At 63.4% G+C, this 17,130-nt stretch carries 15 protein-coding genes and 1 tRNA gene; 10 read left to right on the top strand and 6 right to left on the bottom strand.

Annotation, left to right across the window (positions count from 1 at the left end; translation table 11 throughout):
* Window positions 1–137 precede the first annotated feature (137 nt).
* Window positions 138–602: a hypothetical protein gene (locus ACSVHC_RS16930; RefSeq protein WP_437770983.1), complete on the top strand. Its 465-nt coding sequence runs from the start codon at window positions 138–140 to the stop codon at window positions 600–602.
* 7 nt (window positions 603–609) lie between these two features.
* On the opposite strand, the gene ACSVHC_RS16925 is transcribed toward ACSVHC_RS16930, so the two are convergent.
* Window positions 610–1,452: an AfsR/SARP family transcriptional regulator gene (locus ACSVHC_RS16925; RefSeq protein ID WP_437770984.1), complete on the bottom strand. Its 843-nt coding sequence runs from the start codon at window positions 1,450–1,452 to the stop codon at window positions 610–612.
* A 409-nt stretch (window positions 1,453–1,861) separates the two neighbouring features.
* On the opposite strand from ACSVHC_RS16925, the gene ACSVHC_RS16920 reads away from it, so the two are divergent.
* The 6 genes from ACSVHC_RS16920 to ACSVHC_RS16895 are packed head-to-tail and all read left to right on the top strand — an operon-like array spanning window position 1,862 to window position 9,252.
* On the top strand, window positions 1,862–2,728 hold the full coding sequence (locus tag ACSVHC_RS16920; protein ID WP_437770985.1) for a glycosyltransferase family 2 protein: 867 nt from the start codon (window positions 1,862–1,864) through the stop codon (window positions 2,726–2,728).
* Window positions 2,728–3,759 carry a glycosyltransferase family 2 protein gene (locus tag ACSVHC_RS16915; RefSeq protein ID WP_437770986.1) on the top strand — a complete coding sequence of 344 codons (1,032 nt, stop codon included), beginning with the start codon at window positions 2,728–2,730 and terminating at the stop codon, window positions 3,757–3,759. Before ACSVHC_RS16920 ends, ACSVHC_RS16915 begins: the two co-directional genes overlap by 1 nt.
* On the top strand, window positions 3,752–4,840 hold the full coding sequence (locus ACSVHC_RS16910; protein WP_437770987.1) for a hypothetical protein: 1,089 nt from the start codon (window positions 3,752–3,754) through the stop codon (window positions 4,838–4,840). Before ACSVHC_RS16915 ends, ACSVHC_RS16910 begins: the two co-directional genes overlap by 8 nt.
* Window positions 4,841–4,872: 32 nt before the next feature.
* Entirely contained in the window at window positions 4,873–6,984 is a 2,112-nt protein-coding gene (locus ACSVHC_RS16905; RefSeq protein WP_437770988.1) for a glycosyltransferase, read from the top strand.
* Entirely contained in the window at window positions 6,984–8,879 is a 1,896-nt protein-coding gene (locus ACSVHC_RS16900) for a hypothetical protein (RefSeq protein ID WP_437770989.1), read from the top strand. The genes ACSVHC_RS16905 and ACSVHC_RS16900 overlap by 1 nt, the downstream gene beginning before the upstream one ends.
* Complete coding sequence (locus ACSVHC_RS16895) at window positions 8,869–9,252, top strand: hypothetical protein (protein WP_437770990.1); 384 nt, start codon at window positions 8,869–8,871, stop codon at window positions 9,250–9,252. The genes ACSVHC_RS16900 and ACSVHC_RS16895 overlap by 11 nt, the downstream gene beginning before the upstream one ends.
* Before the next feature lie 19 nt (window positions 9,253–9,271).
* Here ACSVHC_RS16895 and ACSVHC_RS16890 read toward each other — a convergent pair whose 3' ends face one another.
* Window positions 9,272–10,246, bottom strand: coding sequence for a glycoside hydrolase family 16 protein (locus ACSVHC_RS16890; RefSeq protein WP_439181145.1), 975 nt, complete (start codon window positions 10,244–10,246; stop codon window positions 9,272–9,274).
* A gap of 299 nt (window positions 10,247–10,545) precedes the next feature.
* Here ACSVHC_RS16890 and ACSVHC_RS16885 point away from each other — a divergent pair, with 299 nt between their 5' ends.
* Together ACSVHC_RS16885 and ACSVHC_RS16880 are read left to right on the top strand one after the other, a co-directional pair.
* The gene (locus ACSVHC_RS16885) at window positions 10,546–11,727 is read left to right on the top strand and encodes an alkaline phosphatase family protein (RefSeq protein WP_437770992.1); all 1,182 of its coding nucleotides are present in this window, start codon (window positions 10,546–10,548) and stop codon (window positions 11,725–11,727) included.
* Window positions 11,728–11,934: 207 nt separating this feature from the next.
* Complete coding sequence (locus ACSVHC_RS16880; protein WP_437770993.1) at window positions 11,935–13,497, top strand: LGFP repeat-containing protein; 1,563 nt, start codon at window positions 11,935–11,937, stop codon at window positions 13,495–13,497.
* 7 nt (window positions 13,498–13,504) lie between these two features.
* Here ACSVHC_RS16880 and ACSVHC_RS16875 read toward each other — a convergent pair whose 3' ends face one another.
* Together ACSVHC_RS16875 and ACSVHC_RS16870 are read right to left on the bottom strand one after the other, a co-directional pair.
* Window positions 13,505–14,632 carry an App1 family protein gene (locus ACSVHC_RS16875; protein WP_437770994.1) on the bottom strand — a complete coding sequence of 376 codons (1,128 nt, stop codon included), beginning with the start codon at window positions 14,630–14,632 and terminating at the stop codon, window positions 13,505–13,507.
* Between the two features lie 43 nt (window positions 14,633–14,675).
* The gene (locus ACSVHC_RS16870) at window positions 14,676–15,575 is read right to left on the bottom strand and encodes an aminoglycoside phosphotransferase family protein (protein WP_437770995.1); all 900 of its coding nucleotides are present in this window, start codon (window positions 15,573–15,575) and stop codon (window positions 14,676–14,678) included.
* A 167-nt stretch (window positions 15,576–15,742) separates the two neighbouring features.
* Between ACSVHC_RS16870 and ACSVHC_RS16865 the strand changes: the two genes are divergently transcribed.
* On the top strand, window positions 15,743–16,183 hold the full coding sequence (locus ACSVHC_RS16865; RefSeq protein ID WP_437770996.1) for a VOC family protein: 441 nt from the start codon (window positions 15,743–15,745) through the stop codon (window positions 16,181–16,183).
* A 45-nt stretch (window positions 16,184–16,228) separates the two neighbouring features.
* On the opposite strand, the gene ACSVHC_RS16860 is transcribed toward ACSVHC_RS16865, so the two are convergent.
* Window positions 16,229–16,301 (bottom strand) — tRNA-Ala (locus tag ACSVHC_RS16860).
* Window positions 16,302–16,332: 31 nt separating this feature from the next.
* Window positions 16,333–17,130, bottom strand: coding sequence for an SDR family oxidoreductase (locus ACSVHC_RS16855; RefSeq protein ID WP_439181144.1), 798 nt, complete (start codon window positions 17,128–17,130; stop codon window positions 16,333–16,335).

The raw sequence follows: 17,130 nt of genomic DNA, 5'->3' as shown, positions 1-17,130 counted from the left end.
TACGACTTTGAGTCGGCCCCGTGTGCGCAGATAGCCTGGACTTCGCCAGTCTTCACGCGGAGTTCAGATTGCCGCAACTTTCCGGACGTACGTTTGCAGGAAAGAAGATGTCTCGGTGTTCAGGCGGGAGAAGAGCCATGGGCGGAGCGAGTTTTCGCAACGACTCACGGATTCCATCAGGATTTGGACAGAACAACCTAGGGCCGAACCAGTTGCTGCTGATCCACTTCGACCGGGAGATCATGCTCTCCGTTCGCGTGGGCGAGCATCTGCGCGGCCACGGCGAAATCCTGGTGGGCTTCACCGCGGACGACTTCTTGGCCGGAAGTGTGCGATGTCTGGGCATTCGGTTCCGTGGGCGAAGGGTCCTGGGATCGTTCGACCTGCTGCGCGTATCGTCTGCCGCGCGCTTCAGCGGGTCGTTCGGGCGGGTAGACGGGTCAACTGATGCAACGTTCTTACTCGGCGATACGGTTTCGGCGCTTTTCCCGGCGGCAGGACTCAAAGGATTGGATATCGGGCGGCTGTATCCGTTCAAGGTACGTGATGGCAGGCTTACTGGTGAGAGCCTTGGATTCGCACGCCTCGGCGTCGAAAGGTGACGCCGGACTACGGTTTTTGCGCAGCCAGTTCCCTGACAAGGTTTACGCCGGGGGCCCCCGATTCGGAGGTCACGGGGCGGAGCGACGGGAGCATCTGGGTGGGCGGCAAACCGCCGTTGTCCATTTGACGGCCGCTGTCTCCGACAGCACCGGCGATGAGCTTGACGAGTGACGGGGACGGGCCAACACCGAATTCCTGTCTCAAGTCGGCGGAGAAGCTCCGATACGTTTTAAGGGCTGAGACAAGGTCGCCGGTCGCAAGGTGGGCCTGTATCAGCAAACGGTACGAGGACTCCCTGAATGGCTCCAGGGCAATGGCCAGTTTGCTCGCAGCCTTGGTTTCCTCGGTGTTTCCCTGACTGAGGTGGTATGACGCGATGGAGTCGAGGGCCGCTGTACGAAGAGCCCGGAACCGTTCCTGTTCGACCAGAATCCAGTCTTCGTACCATCCGGGAAGAAGCTCCGCAGTCCGTAGCCGTTCCCATCTCGGGTACGAATCGCTCAACTCAGCTCCCGGGACTTGAAGCTCGCGTTGAAGGTCTGTGATATCAACCAGCACGTGCTCACCAAGGGCGACGGAGACATCCGTAGTTCCGTCAGCATCAAGTAGGCCGGGGAGCTCGTGATTGATGTGCCAGATGCTCACCCTGAGACCGACGGCCGCCTGGGCCTCGGACGAGTCAGGCCAGAGAAGTCCGGAGAGGAACGTCCGCGGCCGCTCGCCGAGCAGGGCCAGCGCGGTGATCAGGCGTTGCTGCCGATGTGCTACCTTTTGCCGTGCGCCATCCCGGCTCAAGGCCCAACCGTTGAGCAAGGTCAGGGACCACTGGGGATCTGGTGATGAAACCACGTCTCGTACCCCAATCTAAAGTCGGATTCCTCGTGGGCAAACGCTACGTCGTCCGACACTAGTCAGTTTTGACAAGGCCGGTCACGAGTGGCCACTACTTGAATCAAGGAACCCCGAAGGAAGCCCTACTTACTCGTAATCGATAATTCCCTCGGCCGGCCACGCAGGCCTCCCCCGGCTGAATCCTTCACAACACGAGCCACGCCTCCTTGTAACGGTGCTGTAACGCTCCCGGTCCCATGCTCATGCCAACATCCACTTGACCGGGTGCATGTAATCGCGAGCGAAATGGAGGTGCCGTCATGAACCATCGAGGCCCCCTTTTCCGGCGACCGTCCAAAAGAGGGCGCCGGATGCTTCCCAGTTGGTATTCCGCATTCGTGCGGATAGATCGACGGGGGTGAGATCTGTGTCCATTGGACAGTTGGAGCCTGCCAGCGGCCGGACCCCTGCCGCTTCAGCTCCCGGGGCTTCGCTCCCGACGGCTTCGATCAGCGTGGTGATTCCTACTCTGAACGAGGCGTTGAATCTGCCGTGGGTGCTCAGGCGGATGCCGTCATACGTTGACGAAGTCATCGTCGTGGACGGTCGATCCGAAGACCTCACCGTGGATGTGGCGCGCGCGCTTCGCTTCGACGTTGTCGTAGTGAACGAGCTGCACGCCGGCAAGGGCGCCGCCATGCGGGCAGGGTTCGCCGCGGCAACCGGGGACATCATCGTCATGCTCGATGCGGACGGGAGCATGGACCCGAGGGAGATCGGTTGGTTTGTTTCACCCCTTCAGCACGACCACGATTTCGTCAAGGGCTCCCGATATGTCACCGGCGGCGGGTCCGACGACTTGACGCGTTTGCGTAATCTCGGGAACCGCGCGCTCACGGGGCTGGCAAACAAAGCCCTGCACTGCAACTTCTCGGATCTTTGCTACGGGTATATCGCTTTCCGCAGGGAGTGCCTGGAGGTCCTTGAACTCAAGTCCGATGGTTTCGAAATCGAGACCGAGCTGGTGTCGCGGGCAGCCCGGGCGGGGCTTCGCATCGCTGAGGTGCCAAGCCACGAGTTGTCCCGCATTTCAGGCAACTCACATCTGCAGACCTTCCGCGACGGGTGGCGCGTCCTGCGAACGCTGACCCGCGAGTGCGTCGGATGGGATGCGCCAACGGCAGGGGTACGGCCGGAGGCCCTTCGGCGCGTGAAGTACCGGTATCCGGATATGAGGTTTCCCCATGTTCCAACCGACCCGAAGACGGTCCTTGCGATGCTGGCGGACGGCTAATGCCCAGCGGGGCCGACTGGCTCAGTGTCAGCGTCGTGATCTGTTGCTTCACCGAAGCCCGATGGGAGTTGCTGCTCCGCGGGCTCGCGTCGGTTCAGTCTCAAACACTTCGGCCGGAACAGCTTGTTGTCGTAGTTGACCACAATGAGGATCTGTACCGGCGATTGGGTCTGTACCGGCGACTAACGGGTGGGCTGCTGGGGGTTGAAGTAGTGGAGAACTCCGGGCCCCGGGGACTTTCCGGCGCGCGCAATACCGGAGTGAAGGCGGCAACCGGTGACATTGTGGCCTTCCTCGACGATGACGCCGAAGCCGCACCGGACTGGCTGGCCCGGCTCATCCTGCTCTATGACGATCCGGATGTGCTGGCGGTCGGGGGCAGGGTTGAACCCGTGTGGGAATCGGGTCGTCCGGCGCACTTTCCCGAAGAGCTTGATTGGATTGTCGGGTGCACCTATAAAGGTTTGCCCAGAGTCGCGGCACAAGTGCGTAACGTGATCGGCGCGAACATGTCCTTCCGCTCCGATGTCTTTGAGCGGGTCGGCGGGTTCAACGCTTCCCTTGGCCGGCAAGGTGATCGTCCGCTTGGATGCGAGGAGACCGAATTGTGTCTGAGGGCATCCATGGGCTCCCCCGGCACCCGCGTGGTTTACGAACCGGCAGCGGTGGTTCGCCACCATGTGCCTGCGACGCGCGGTACCCTGCGCTACATGTTGTCGAGGGCCTGGTCGGAGGGTGTTTCGAAGGCCCAGGTGACCCGGCTTCTCGGGCGGAGCCAAATCCTTGGACCGGAACGCCGATATGTCCGCCGAGTGCTCCCGCGCGCTGTTCTGGCCGGACTACGTTCCTGCGGGAGAGACGGTGACATCGGAGGACTGGCCCGGGCGGGAGTGATCCTAGCGGTTCTGGCTGTCACTGCCATTGGCTATCTGCAGAGCCTGTGGCAGTCGTCATCGAGCCCCGTGCGTGCGTCCGGCTCCGTTTTGTACCGGCTCATTCGCGACAACAGCGGAGGCAAGCCCAGTGATTAACCAGCAGATCGTTACCTCACCCGCAGTTGCCTTCGACGTCCACGGACGAGTCGGAATCAGGGTGGCCCAGGGCACGCCGGGTGAGGCACAGCTACGTGACATGCTTGCCCCGTTCCTCGGCCCGTCGGCTTCAAACCTTCAGTTGAACATCAGCGGCGGCGTCACTCCGGTTCCCGCGCAGTCCCACGCCGAAGACGCCTACCGGTATACAGATGATTCACTGTTCCTCCCGGAGGACCGGGTTCAGGTTACCCGTACGGAAAACGGCTTCATGGTCGAAGGGGCGGGCGAACTGTTGACGGCGATCGTGCCGCTGTTGGACCACTTGTGTATCAGGCAGGATACAGCGATGGTTCACGCAGCTATGGTGAACTACCGGGGAGCGGGCATCCTGATGCCCGCATGGGGCGGCGTCGGTAAAACAAGTACAGTCGCAAAGCTTTTGGCCATGCCGGAGGTCGGATTCATGGCCGATGACTGGGGATTCATCACTGCGGACGGGACCCTTCTGTCCTACGCAAAACCGATGTTCATCAAACCCCACCACCGGCCAATCTATCCGGAACTGTTCCAAGGAATCCGCAAGCCCCTCGCGCCTGGCTGGCTGACTTCGACCATCAGCGGCGTGGCCACCGCTGTACACCCTGTCATCGTCCGCTATCCACGGACGGCCGCCTTCACGCGTCGGTGGTCACCCGAGCACAGAATGGTCCACCCGGCAGACGTTTTCGGCCCAGGGAAGATCGTTCCGCAGGCGCCCGCCAGAATCGCCGTCTTCCTCGAACGATTCGACGAAGCGGAAGCCCGGTTGGAGCGCCGGACAGAAGCCTGGATGGCAGCGCGAATTGTGGGCAACTTTCATTCGGAATTGCCTTTCGTGTCGCGGCGGCTCATCGAGGCCTTAGGGGCCACGGGCCTCGTGCCATTGGGCGAGCATTTCTCCGCAAAAACCTCCGTCATCACACGTTCGCTGAGTGATGTTCCTTGCTTCGTGCTGCGCCTTCCCGTGGCCTGGTCCGCCGACCGGACCTCAGACTTTGTCGCAGGCACCGTCACCTCCATGGTGGACGGCCGGCCGTGAGCAGGAACGCGGGGTCTGGCAGCGTTCTGGACGTGTCTGTCGTGATCCCGGCCCGCAACGCTGCCAACTGGCTCGGCGAATGCCTGAAGTCTGTCTTTGACCAGAACCCCCGCGAGGTGATCGTCATCGACGGATGTTCAAATGACTCCACCGTGCAGATCGCCCGCTCCTACGGGGCGCGGGTCATCTCCGACAAGGGGCGAGGACTTCCGGCAGCGCGGATGCTCGGGGCCAGGGCCGCGCACGCCGATCTTGTCGCGCTCATCGATGCCGACGTCGTCGTACCAGCAGGCGTCCTGGCAAACCTGGTGGAAGAGTTCAAAGCGGGCGGCTTCGATGGCTTGCAGTTTGGACTTGTGAGCGAGCCCGACGGCGCAGGCTATTGGGGGGCCGCCCTTGCCTGGCACCATAACCACAGCAGAGTCCGCTCATGGTTTGGTGTCAGTGCCACGCTCATGCGCCGTAGCGTTCTGCTCGAGGCCGGGTTCGATGAAAGCTTCCGCTCGGGCGAGGACATCGAGCTCAGGATCCGGCTTGAGGACGGTGGATACCGCATCGGCGTCTCCCCTACGACTTTCGTAAGGCACCGGTTCGCTGACTCCTTCGGGTACGCCCGCGACCAGTGGCTGCAGGACGGGGCAGGCTTGGCACGCACAATGTGCAAGCACCCTGGCCGGGCCTGGTGGCTGGTGCTGCTGCCTTTGCTCGCAACGGCGCGAGGCGTCCTTCTTTCCTTGGCCACAGCCCCCCGGTACCTGCCCTACTGGGCGGGCTTCCTCGTATACAACTACGGGGCCTTTGGCAGCACTTTACTGCGCCTTCCCAAGCAAGGACTGTCCCTCGGCGGGAACGCCGTGTGGCTGGCCGCAGCCCGCATCACGCCAATGGCGGCCGGGCTCGTATTCTGGGCGCTTGCCGCGCTCATGATTCCTCCCGATCGCCTGGGATTGGCCTCTGCGGTGGTCTCCGCAACGATGCTGACGGTACAGCTGGGAATGCTGGGGGTCGGCCCAGCGACGCTGACCTTGTTGCCTGCCCAGTCAGATCAAGGCCGGAACCTGATACCGGCGAGCGTCGCGGCGGTGAGCTTTTCGTCACTTCTCACGGGCGCGGGATTAGTCGTTGTGACCTATTTCCTGGGATCCGGCGTCGGCACCGCCTGGAAGGATCCTGTCATGAGTGCAGGCTTTTTCGCGGCTGCGCTCCTCGCCTCGGTCGCGTACCAGCTCGATCACATTGCAGTCGCGCAGGCCCGGGCAGATCGTGCATTGACGCGCAGCCTGATCCAGGCCGTCTGCCAGCTTGTTACCTTGGCGGCTTGCCTGTTTGCGGGTTACCGCGCTCCAGCCGCAATCGTCGTCGCCGTAGCCATGGGTGCCTTGGCGAGCGTACTCCTGGGCCTGCACCAGCTTAGACGCACCGAAACGACTCCGGACTGGACACAGCTCAGTTGGCGTGAGGCGGCGAAAGTCTGGGGCCCGGGACTCCGTCAGCATGCGCTGATGCTGGCCGACCGCGCACCCGGATACGTCCTTCCACTCGTTGTGGCAGCAGCATTGAACACGTCAGCAGCCGCGGCCTGGTACCTCGTCTGGATGCTTGCGTCAGCGATCTTCTTTGTGCCGCAATCAGCTGGCTACTCGCTTCAGACCGCTATCGCCGCTGACACGTCCGATAGCCGGTTCTCCTCGCGTGCGGGCTTGATTCGGCGGGCCTTGAAGATGAGTCTCCTCCTCACCGCCCTCGCCGGGGTTCTGCTGCTCGCCGCCGGCTCGCTGCTCCTGCCCCTGTTGGGATCCGGCTACGCATCGGCGTGGGTGCTGCTGCCTGTCCTCGTCCCGGCCCTTATGCTCACCTGCGTCACTCAGGTCTATTACGGCGTGTGCCGTTCCGCCGGACGTTTGGCCGAGTCGACCGTGGTCGCGATTGCGGCGTTCGTGGTCTCAGTGGCGCCGGCCCCGGCGGTCGCCCAGCGCTACGGGCTCGTCGGAGTTTCCGTGCTTTGGCTGGCCTCCCAACTGGCCACGTCGGTGGTCGCAGCCGCGCGGCTGCATCGCTTCTCGCAGGAGCATCGCCTTGCGCCGGCCAAACACAAAGTCGAACGCACATCCGGGTCACGGGCACATGGAGTGCCGGCTCCGTGATGGCCGTACAAACCCCGTGGCGAGTCTCCACTGCGCGATTGCACCGATCCGACGTCGGGGTGGTCCCTTTCCGCACGAGCGACAGGAAACACCTGCACCAAGCCCAGCATCGGGCCGACCGGGGTGACCCGCGGGTTATGGGCGCTCTCGCGGTCATGGCGGCGACCGCTCTGATCCTGGGAGTTTGGGCGCTCAAAACGGTCAACGTAAAGGACATCGGCAGCGCCGGCCTGATCCAGGTCCTGCCCGTCGCCTATTTTTTTGCCCTGGGCCTAAGCCTGGCCGGTTTCGTCGGTTCCCTGCGTCTGAAGGTTCTTCGCCCGTGGTTGCTCGTCATTCAGCTCCTGGTATTGATCGTCATTCTGCACGGGGCGGACCCGATCATTCACGGTTTGCCCCGCCTGGAAGCCAGCTACCGCCACTTGGGCATCACCGATTACATCACCCAGTCCGGAGGCCTGGACCGGAAGCTGGACGCATATTTCAACTGGCCCGGGTTTTTCGGGTTATTGGCGATGCTCTCGAACACCACAGGAGTCCACGATCTGACCTGGGCTGCTACGTGGGCGCCGGTCGGCGTCAACCTCCTGCTCATGCCCGCCCTGCTGGCGCTGGCCCTGCGCCTCACCTCCAGCCGAAGGCAAGCGTGGGCGGGCGTATGGATGTTCTACCTTGCCAGCTGGGTGGGGCAGGATTACCTCTCCCCACAAGCCTGCGCCTTGCTGCTGCTGCTGACCCTGATTGCCTGTGTCCTGACAGTATTCCCCGGGTGGCCGTGGAAGCCGGGGAATAAACTCGCCAGCCGGCTGAAGAATCTGGTGCGCCGGCTCGAACCCGGGAAACCGGCGCCGATACCGGCCGAGCTGTCACGGTCAGCCTTCATCATATTGGCCGTGGTGTGTGCGGTGCTGTTGGCCGGAATGACGGTCGCCCATCAACTCACACCTTTCGCCGCGATTCCTATCCTGGCCCTGCTCGCCCTGAGCGGAAGGTGCCGGCTGCGGTTCCTGCCGGTTCTGGCGCTGCTGTTTCCGGTCTGCTGGCTGGTCCTGGCCGCCACGCCTTTCCTCATTGGCCACCTGCACACCCTCTTCGGATCCATAGGCAACATCAACGCCGCGGCTTCTGCCTCATTGCTCAACAGGGTGGGCGGTAACCCTGCCCATCAGTTCATTGTCTACTCCCGACTTGCGGAGGGAGCCTTGGTCTGGGGCCTCGCGGGGCTGGGTAGCCTCCGGGGACGACGCCTGGGGACGCGCTGGCTGGCCGCTGCAATGGGGACGGTGGCACCTTTCGTCATGTTCCCGCTCCAGTCGTACGGCGGTGAGCTGTTGCTCCGGATATACCTATTCAGCCTGCCCTTCGCCGCGAGCCTCGTTGTGCTTCCGTTGCTTCCCGCTGGTCCCAGTCCTCCCGGCTTGCGCCAGCTGGCAGCGCTCCTCATGCTAGGTTCCGTTATCGCCGCGGGCACAGTCACCACCAGGTACGGCAATGACGCAATTGAGAATTTCACTCCCGACGAAATCGCCCTGGTTAACCAGCTTTATGCCACCGCGCCCCATGGTTCGGTCCTCATCGAGGCGGTTCACGACACGGCGTGGCGGTATGAGCAATACGCCGGATACCGGTACCAGACCGTCCTCCAAGCGGAGCCGGCACGCCCTGGCGACCCGCAGCCCGGCTGCGCATCGATAACCCAACTCGTCCCCTCCGCGGGCGCCTATTTGATAGTCACTGCAAGCCAGGTCACCGCAGCCGACCTTCTCAACACGGGGCCGAGCGAAGGCCTGCCGCACTTCATCGACAGGTGCGCCGTCCAAGGAGGGTGGACTGTGGAGTACCGCAACGCAGGCGGAGTCATCTACCACCTGCAAGGAGCACCGAATGGCATCTGAGGAAAGAACCGTCGGCATGATCGGCGCCATCGTGGCCGCCATTGCGCTGGCTTCGATTCCCCTGTCCTTTACAGGCCCGGAGGCTCTACGCCTTGCCGTCATAGGACCGTTCCTTCTCTCTGGCCCGGGAACAGCGCTCATCCTGTTCCTAAAACCCGCCCGGCTCCGAAAAGGAACCGGATTCGAGGTGCTCCCGTTGGCCGTCGCGATAGCGGTATGCTTTAGCGTTGCCTCGGCAATCCTGCTCTCGACGGCGATGCTTTACTCCGGTTTCTGGCATCCATCGGTGGCTGTGTCCCTCCTGGCCGTGCTCACTCTCGTCCTCCTCGCAGCCGTAGACCGACGGTCCCGGCGAAGAGAAGCGGCGCGGTAACGAGTCGCGGGCAATGCACCTATGCTTTCGCCCAAATTGCCACCCAGGCCACCTGCAGGTGCCCGGCTGTTGCGGGTGCGGGGCAGCCGGTCAGGCAGGATTCGGTCTGGAGGATGTAATGCATCGGCTTGTCGGGGATGCCCACAGTGCTGACACCGATCGAGACACCATCGAGGAAGAACTCAACGCGCCCTGGCGTCCATTCGGTCGTCGCGGTATGCCAGGACGTGAACCGCGCGCCCGACTGGATATTGCGGGAAATGTCCTTGTCCGACCCGGCCTGGTGGACGGCGCCGTAAAAGGACTTGGACAGATCACCCTCGGGGTAGTCGATCTCTCCGTCACGCGGCCACACTCCGCTATCGGGCCACAGCAGCCATGCCGTCTTGAACCCCTGCAATGCCTCGGACCTGAACCGTACCGAATACCGCCCGTACAACAGACTGTCGTACGGGCGCCCGTTGGCCGGATTGAGTTTCGGCGACGGTGCCGCCCCCATCGAGACACCCTTCTCGGTGTGCAGGTACATGTCGAGCATCCCGTCCTTGACGCTGAGCACCTTCGATGGGTAGTACCCCGACCTGCCGCCGCTTTGCTGACCGGCCGTGTCCGGTGTGCCGTCAGCGTAGTTGACACTCCATTTTGCGCTGTGCGCCGCACCGGGGAAACTCCCGACCGGGACGTCCCCCTCGCTGAAGTCTTCGCTGAATACCCGCCGCCATCCGGGCAAATCACCCACGGGCATCGGTCCCGTCGCCTCGGACTGCCCTGTGCCCGCCCCCACTGTCGCAGTTCCCGCCGTCGAAAATCCCGCCGTCGGAGTTCCGGTCGGCGGGGTTCCAGCCGTCCTGCTTGCCTCAGGAGACTGTTGTCCCTTCGACGCGTCGACGCATCCGGAGGAGGCCAGCGCCAAGGAAGCCACGAGCGTGATCGTCATAGCCGCGCGCAGGGCAGTCTTGAAACTCTTGCCGTTTCGCCGTTCCTCCACGTGCATGGGAGCCAGTGTGGCGGCAAACAGGCACCGAAACAAGGCCCGGCCCATTCCTCCATCGTCCAGGCCCGGAGCCGCTGCATCTACGGCCCCGGCTGCGAATTCACAGCTAACCCGAAGCCGGGAACCATAGCCCTGGTGAACTTAGTGTGCAAAAGTGTCCGCACCGGAACGCTTCCGCGATACCTGCTACCGCCAAAACGAGGCGTGATCCTTCGGCGCAGACCTGCCGCCATGCTGGCCAGGGCCTCTGCCCGAGGTCGGCGGGAATTTTGAGGAGTAAGGATCAGATGAAACCGAGAATGAAATCCGGCAGGAAGGTCCCGCGCCAGGACGGTCCGCAATACCGCCTTCCCCGGACTCGGCGCGTCGTCATGGCAGCTGCGCTCTTGGTGATCAGCACGGCTTGCCAAGGTCCCTCGGGTGGCGGAACACCGGTTCCTGATCCCACCACGATCACCGGTTCCTCCGCGTCCCCGACGTCCGCCTCGCCTCCCGGCAGTCCCGTACCATCGGCTGCAGCCGGGAAAGTCGGGCACATCTTCGTGATCAATCTGGAAAACCAGAGCTACAACAAGACCTGGGGCCCGGGTTCGGCAGCCCCCTACCTCTCCCAAACCCTGCGCAGTCAGGGCGTCCTCCTGACCCAGTACTACGGGGTCGCCCATCATTCCAACCCCAACTATCTGGCCCAGATCTCGGGGCAGGCATCCAACCCGATGACGCGCAACGACTGCACGACCTACGCTCCGTTCATCCAAACCGGAACCGCCGACCCGGGACAAGTGCTCGGATCGGGCTGCGTCTACCCAGCTTCAGTCCCGACTCTCGCCGGGCAACTTAGCGGCGCCGGGAAAACCTGGAAGGGATACATGGAAGATATGGGAACGCCGTGCCGCCACCCGAACCCGGGTGCAAAGGACGACTCCCAGAACGCCAAAATCAATGACCAGTACGCCACGCGCCACAATCCCTTCGTCTATTTCACCAGCATCACTTCCCTCCCTGGCTGCCAAGACAACGTAGTGGACTACTCCAACCTCGCGAGGGACCTGCAGTCCGCCGCCACCACTCCGAACCTTGCTTACATCAGCCCCAACCTTTGCAACGACGGCCACGACAGCCCCTGCGTCGATGGACAACCCGGCGGACTGGCGACCGCAGACACTTGGCTCAAGGAACAAGTCCCAGCAATCCTCAACTCACCGGCGTATCGGCAGGACGGCCTGCTCGTCATCACCTTCGACGAGGCGGACGGTAACGCAACCGGCCCCTCCGGTCTGCCAGGCGGAACAGCTGGCGGCCTTATCGGTGCCCTTGTGCTCTCCCCGTTCACCAGTGCGGGCACCAGCAGCTCAAAGATGTACAACCACTACAGCCTGCTCGCCACGATGGAGGACATCTTCTCCCTCCCCCGCTTGGGCTATGCGGGGGCCCCGGGGCTGCCCAGCTTCGGTCCGGACGTCCTCAGCGTGCACCCCTGAGCTTGCGGAGGCCAACCGGTCATGCCTCCACTCCACCGCCGTCATCACCCGCCCCGGGGATTTGGTAACGCTCCTGTAACCGCCCCCATGGTGCCATAGGTTCTCGACCGCGTTGCCGGGTGCCTGGGCCACGAGCCTCCGCACTTACCGGCAGCTTTTCGGCACCACGGTGGTGGCGGACGTTGACCGAAGTGGGAGGACAGATCAGTGAAACGACTGCTTAGCTTGAGCTTCATCAGCGCACTTGCTGTGCCCGTAATGGCACTGGCCTTTGCGTCCGGTCCGGCAAGCGCAGCCGCCCCGCCGCCGACCACTTGTTCAGCCGGAGTTCCAGCTCCCACGAACACTTATCCTGGAACAACGGTTGTGGCCAACAACTTCGAATCCGGAACCCTTGACGGCTTCACGATCAATACCGGAACAACTGGAACGGCCACCATCGACAACTCACAGGCCCACTCCGGATCATGTTCGGCCCACCTGCATGTGACCACCGACCCCGGTTCCCTGGCCAACTTGGTGACCACGCTCCCTGCAAATTCCAATGACGTTTATGCGGACGCCTGGTTCAATATCACCACCGCGGGCGTCGCCGGAAACGACGTCCCCTACTTCCGGTTCTTCTTCGACACCACAAGGTTCGTGGACATCTACCGCTACAACAGCAACGGCCAAATTTGGCTCCGGGTAACGTCCTCGACGGGCTTTACTTACACCAAGCTGGTGTCGGGCTCCATTGCGCTGAATGCGTGGCGGCATGTCGGAATGCATGTCATAGCAAACGGCGCCGCGTCCACGGTTGAAGTCTGGGTTGACGGAACATCAATCTTTTCAAGCAACCAAGTCAATACGACAGCAACCACAGTGTCGGCGCTCCAGCTCGGCGCTGAGCATCTGACGCAAATGGGAGACGAGTACATCGACGATCTCGTCATCAAGGTTGGAGGAACGTCTGGAGGGACACCGGGCGCGGACGCCATCGCAGCAGCAGCCGCGGTTCCTCCGGGCGCCGGTACGGCCACCGGAGCGGTTGTGTGCGGGCTCACCGCCGGCGGGTGCTATCAGTACTACACGGGAGGCGTGATCCATTGGACGGCGACCACCGGCGCCTTCATCACCAAGGGCGCCATCGACGCCGCTTGGGCCGCTCAAAACTGGGAGAACGGCCCTCTCGGATACCCCACCAGCAATGAAATCGGCGGCCTCACCAACGGAGGCGTCTACCAGACCTTCCAGCACGGTGCCATCCACTGGTCACCGGCCACCGGCGCCCACATCACCAGCGGCGCCGTCGACGCCGCCTGGGCCGCTCAAAACTGGGAGAACGGCCCTCTCGGATACCCCACCAGCAATGAAATCGGCGGCCTCACCAACGGAGGCGTCTACCAGACCTTCCAGCACGGTGTCATCCACTGGTCACCGGCCACCGGCGCCCACATCACCAGGGCCGCCATCGACGCCGCCTGGGCCGGACTTAATTGGGAGAACGGCATCCTCGGATACCCCACCAGCGATGAAATCACCGGGCTCAAGAACGGTGGCGTGTACCAGAACTTCCAGTTTGGTGTCATCTACTGGTCTGCCGGTTCAGGGGCCCATTCCAACGCCGGCGCTATCCGCGCAGCCTACGCATCCCAGGGCTGGGAGAACGGCCGCCTTGGCTACCCGACGACCAATGAGTTCGCGTTCGGCACCGGTGTGGCGCAGGACTACCAAGGCGGACGAATCACCTGGTCCGGCGCGGCTGGCACAGCTATCAGCTACCGGTAGGGCAGACTCAGCCCACCGCGGCGGACCGGACGCTGCGCCGGATGATGCCCAACTGCTCCAGCTGGGCCGACATCCCTGCACCGTCCGGAGAATAGATCCAAGGGATCCCCGGCGTGGGTTGAGCTGCGGACTTCGACCGCCCGCCAGCGAGTACCGCTTCGCTGGCGGAGAGCTGGCGGATCGCGATAGCGCTGACGTTCTGCGGATGGCGTTGGGCGAACTCTGCGTAGATGGCCTCGTCGTGCTGTCCGTCGTCGCCAACCAGCAGCCATTTGATGCCCGGGAACTCCGCCGCGAGACGTTCCAGAGAGGTCCGCTTGTGCTCCTGGCCGCTGCGGAACCAGCGGTCCGGGGTGGGACCCCAGTCGGTCAGGAGCTTGGGACCGGCGGGATACAAATTTCGGGACAGGAAGCGCGACAGCGTCGGAGCGACGTTCCAAGCGCCCGTCGACAGGTACACGACCGGGGCCGAGGGCACCGTCCTTACGATGCGCTCGTACAGCACAGCCATGCCCGGCGTCGGGGTCCTCGCGTGCTCATCGAGTACGAACGTGTTCCAAGCAGCTAGGAATGGACGAGGCAGCGCCGTGACCATCACGGTGTCGTCGATGTCGGAGACGACGCCGAAGTCTGTGTTGTCCGCGATGATTTGCACCGGGGCTTCCACGATCCTGGATCCGCCGGATTCAATGGTGAGTGTATGCCAGCCGGCGTCGAGGGCTACGGGGATACGCGCGTCGACGACGCCACCGCGGTCGGCTTCGACATCATGGACAGTGCCGGCGATGGTCACGCGCACGGCAGCGTGTGCCACGGGCGCACTCGTGAAATTGCGCCAGCCGCGCATGCCATCCTTCAGCGGTTTGAGCGCACCTGCCTGAGGACCGCTCCCCGTGTCCCGCGGTTCACTGCGGACAATGCGCGCCAACACCCGGACCCAGGAAGTGGTGCCGTAACCGGTGTAAGGGATGACCGTCTCCACCCGACCGCGCCGGATCGCGAGACGGGTCTGGAACCTGAGCCAACCGTCGTCGAGCCTCAGGGCGAGGTGGCGGCGCGCGCCGCTCGGCGGCGTCGGGCTCCCGCCGTCAACGCTGTCGGACAGAGCGCGCGGCTTGATAGGGACGGGACACATGCGTCCAGTCTGACATGGCAGAAGATGACCGGCGGCATCCGTTCTACAACCCCAAGAGCGGATCCGTGAGCAGCCGATCAAGTGTGCTCCGTCCAAGTGCGCTCATTGTGGGGTTCGACTCGGCGTAGTACCAGACGAGCCCGATCGCTTGTTCGTAGGCCCAGGCGGCACCCCGCCTCCACTCCAGGTCCCCGATCCCGAGATTGGTGCGGACAATATCCCGCTGGCCGAAGTCGAGCATGTGCCACGCGGCAACGAGGTCGAGCGCGGGATCGGCAGGACCGAAGCCACCGGTGTCGAGGACACCCGCGAGGCGACCGTCCCTGAGGATCACATTTCCGGGAATGAGATCCTTGTGGGACATCACATCGTCGCCGTGACGAGGCAGCGATCTGAGCGATGCCCAGGCCCGGCGGAGCCGATCCACCGGCAAGAGTCCATCGCTCTGTTGCAGGCACTGCGCGATCCACCCATCGTGCGCGGCCAACTCCCCGCCGCGGCCTTCGCCGGAGAATGAGCGACCCATTGTGTCCGCCCGGCGAAGGCTCGCGATGAGCGCCGCAAGGTCCACCGCGAAGGCTAACGACGACGCGACCGAGCCCGGGGTCGCGATCTCGCCGTCGATCCACGTTTGGACAGACCAGGGTAACGGGTACTCTCCGCTTGGCTCACCAATCGCAACAGGCAAAGGGGACGGCACGGTGCTCACTGCGGCGAACTCGCGCATTGCAGCGTGTTCCGCGACAAGGACTTCGCGGACTTCGCGAGCGTCACCGCCTTGTATTGGGAACCTGGCGGCGCACCCCGTTCCCACCCGGTATAGGTAATTGACCGTTCCGGCACTCTCGACCGCGGTTACTTCCGGTTCTGAGACCGAAGGAAACAGGCCCCGCACCAGGCGCACGGCTTCAACCCGGCCTAGGCTGAGCTGGTTCTCATGCATGGTCACTCCCCAAGCGTACGCACGGGCCGTACCAGCCAGCCGGCAGGATTGCTGGGCACGCCGCCTGGCTGCCGTCGGGACGATGTCTTTCTCCCGACGTGAATCCGCCGTAAAGTCCCCGGTAGGCTCCGACTGGGCCGTGAAACGAACACTTGGAGGCTTTTCCCATGTCCCGAATCATGCGGTTCGACCACGTCGGTGTCACCGTTCAGGACCTCGACCAGGTAGCGGCGTTCTTCGTTGGACTGGGGCTCGAGGTCGAGGGCCGGACCTTCGTGGAGGGCGAATTCATCGACACGGTCATAGCGATCCCTGATTCCCGCACGGAGATCGTCATGTTGCGGACACCTGACGGAGGAACAGGGGTTGAGCTATCCAGCTTCGTCAGGCCGGACCCCGAGCCGGGATCGCCTGCCGCCATGGCCAACGAACTTGGGCTGCGCAGCCTGTCCTTCGAAGTCGATGATCTTCAGGCCCACGTCGACCGGCTTGCCGCCGAGGGATACGGGTTGGTCGGCGGTATCGGCCAGTACGAAGGAGCCTGGCGCATGGCGTACGTGCGAGGTCCAGAGGGAATCATTGTGTCCCTTGCTGAGCGGATGACCTAAGGCTCCTCCACCCCTACGTTTCCGCAGGTGGGAGGGCCTTCACTGTGGAGCTAAGGAGATTCGAACTCCTGACCTCTTCGATGCGAACGAAGCGCTCTACCAACTGAGCTATAGCCCCTAGTCAACCGTGCGTTGCCAGTGTCCCTAGGCTACAAACTATCTTCGCGCTTTGCCAACCAAGACTCGAACGTGTCTGTTCCCGTCCGCTGGCTTGGCACCAAATTCAGTCCGCTCCGAAGATATTTGCCCATCGCTCCTGGCAACGGCACCTCCACGATCCGCCCATGTCCGGTAGTTTTTCGCCAGATCTCAGCGAGTTCACGCATGGTCCGGATGTCCGGTCCGCCGATGGTTCGTGTCCGGTGCCGCTCTGTTGAGGGCTCCCCCACGGCTTCGGCAAGCAACTCGAACGCCACATCCGCCGGCGAAATCGTTTGAAAGCGTGCGCCTTTGAAGACCGGGATGAGGCGGACTTTCGCCCCGGCCTGGAAAACCGCCGTCACGAGGCTGTGGAACTGGGTGGCCCGCACAACAACCGTCTCAAGCGCCGAATTGGCGTAGACACGTTCTTTGTCTGCTTTGGAGACGTAAAACGCCGCGTTGCTCTGCTCGCAGTTGATGATGGAGAGAAGAACCGCCTTGCGCACGCCGGCACCGGCGGCCGCGGCGAGCAGGCGCGCGCCGCCGTCGGCGAAATTCTTGCGGGCCTTCCCGAACTGCCCTTCCAAGCAATCGATCACGACGTCGGCCCCGTGCAGGGCTTCCGGCAGCCCGGCGCCTGTGGTGACGTCAGCCTGAAAGTAGCGGGCGCCGTCGTAATGGACCGATGACGTGCCCGACGGCGGGCGGCGGCTCAGCACCGTCACGCCTAGTCCGGCGTCGAGCGCCAAACGGACGACTTCACGCCCCACCTGTCCGGTGCCACCTGCGACGCAGACACTAGTCAA

Source organism: Arthrobacter sp. KNU-44 (assembly GCF_051843155.1).
GTDB lineage: Bacteria > Actinomycetota > Actinomycetes > Actinomycetales > Micrococcaceae > Arthrobacter.
Note: the sequence above shows the minus strand (reverse complement) of the source record. Positions and strands in the feature narration are given on the sequence as shown.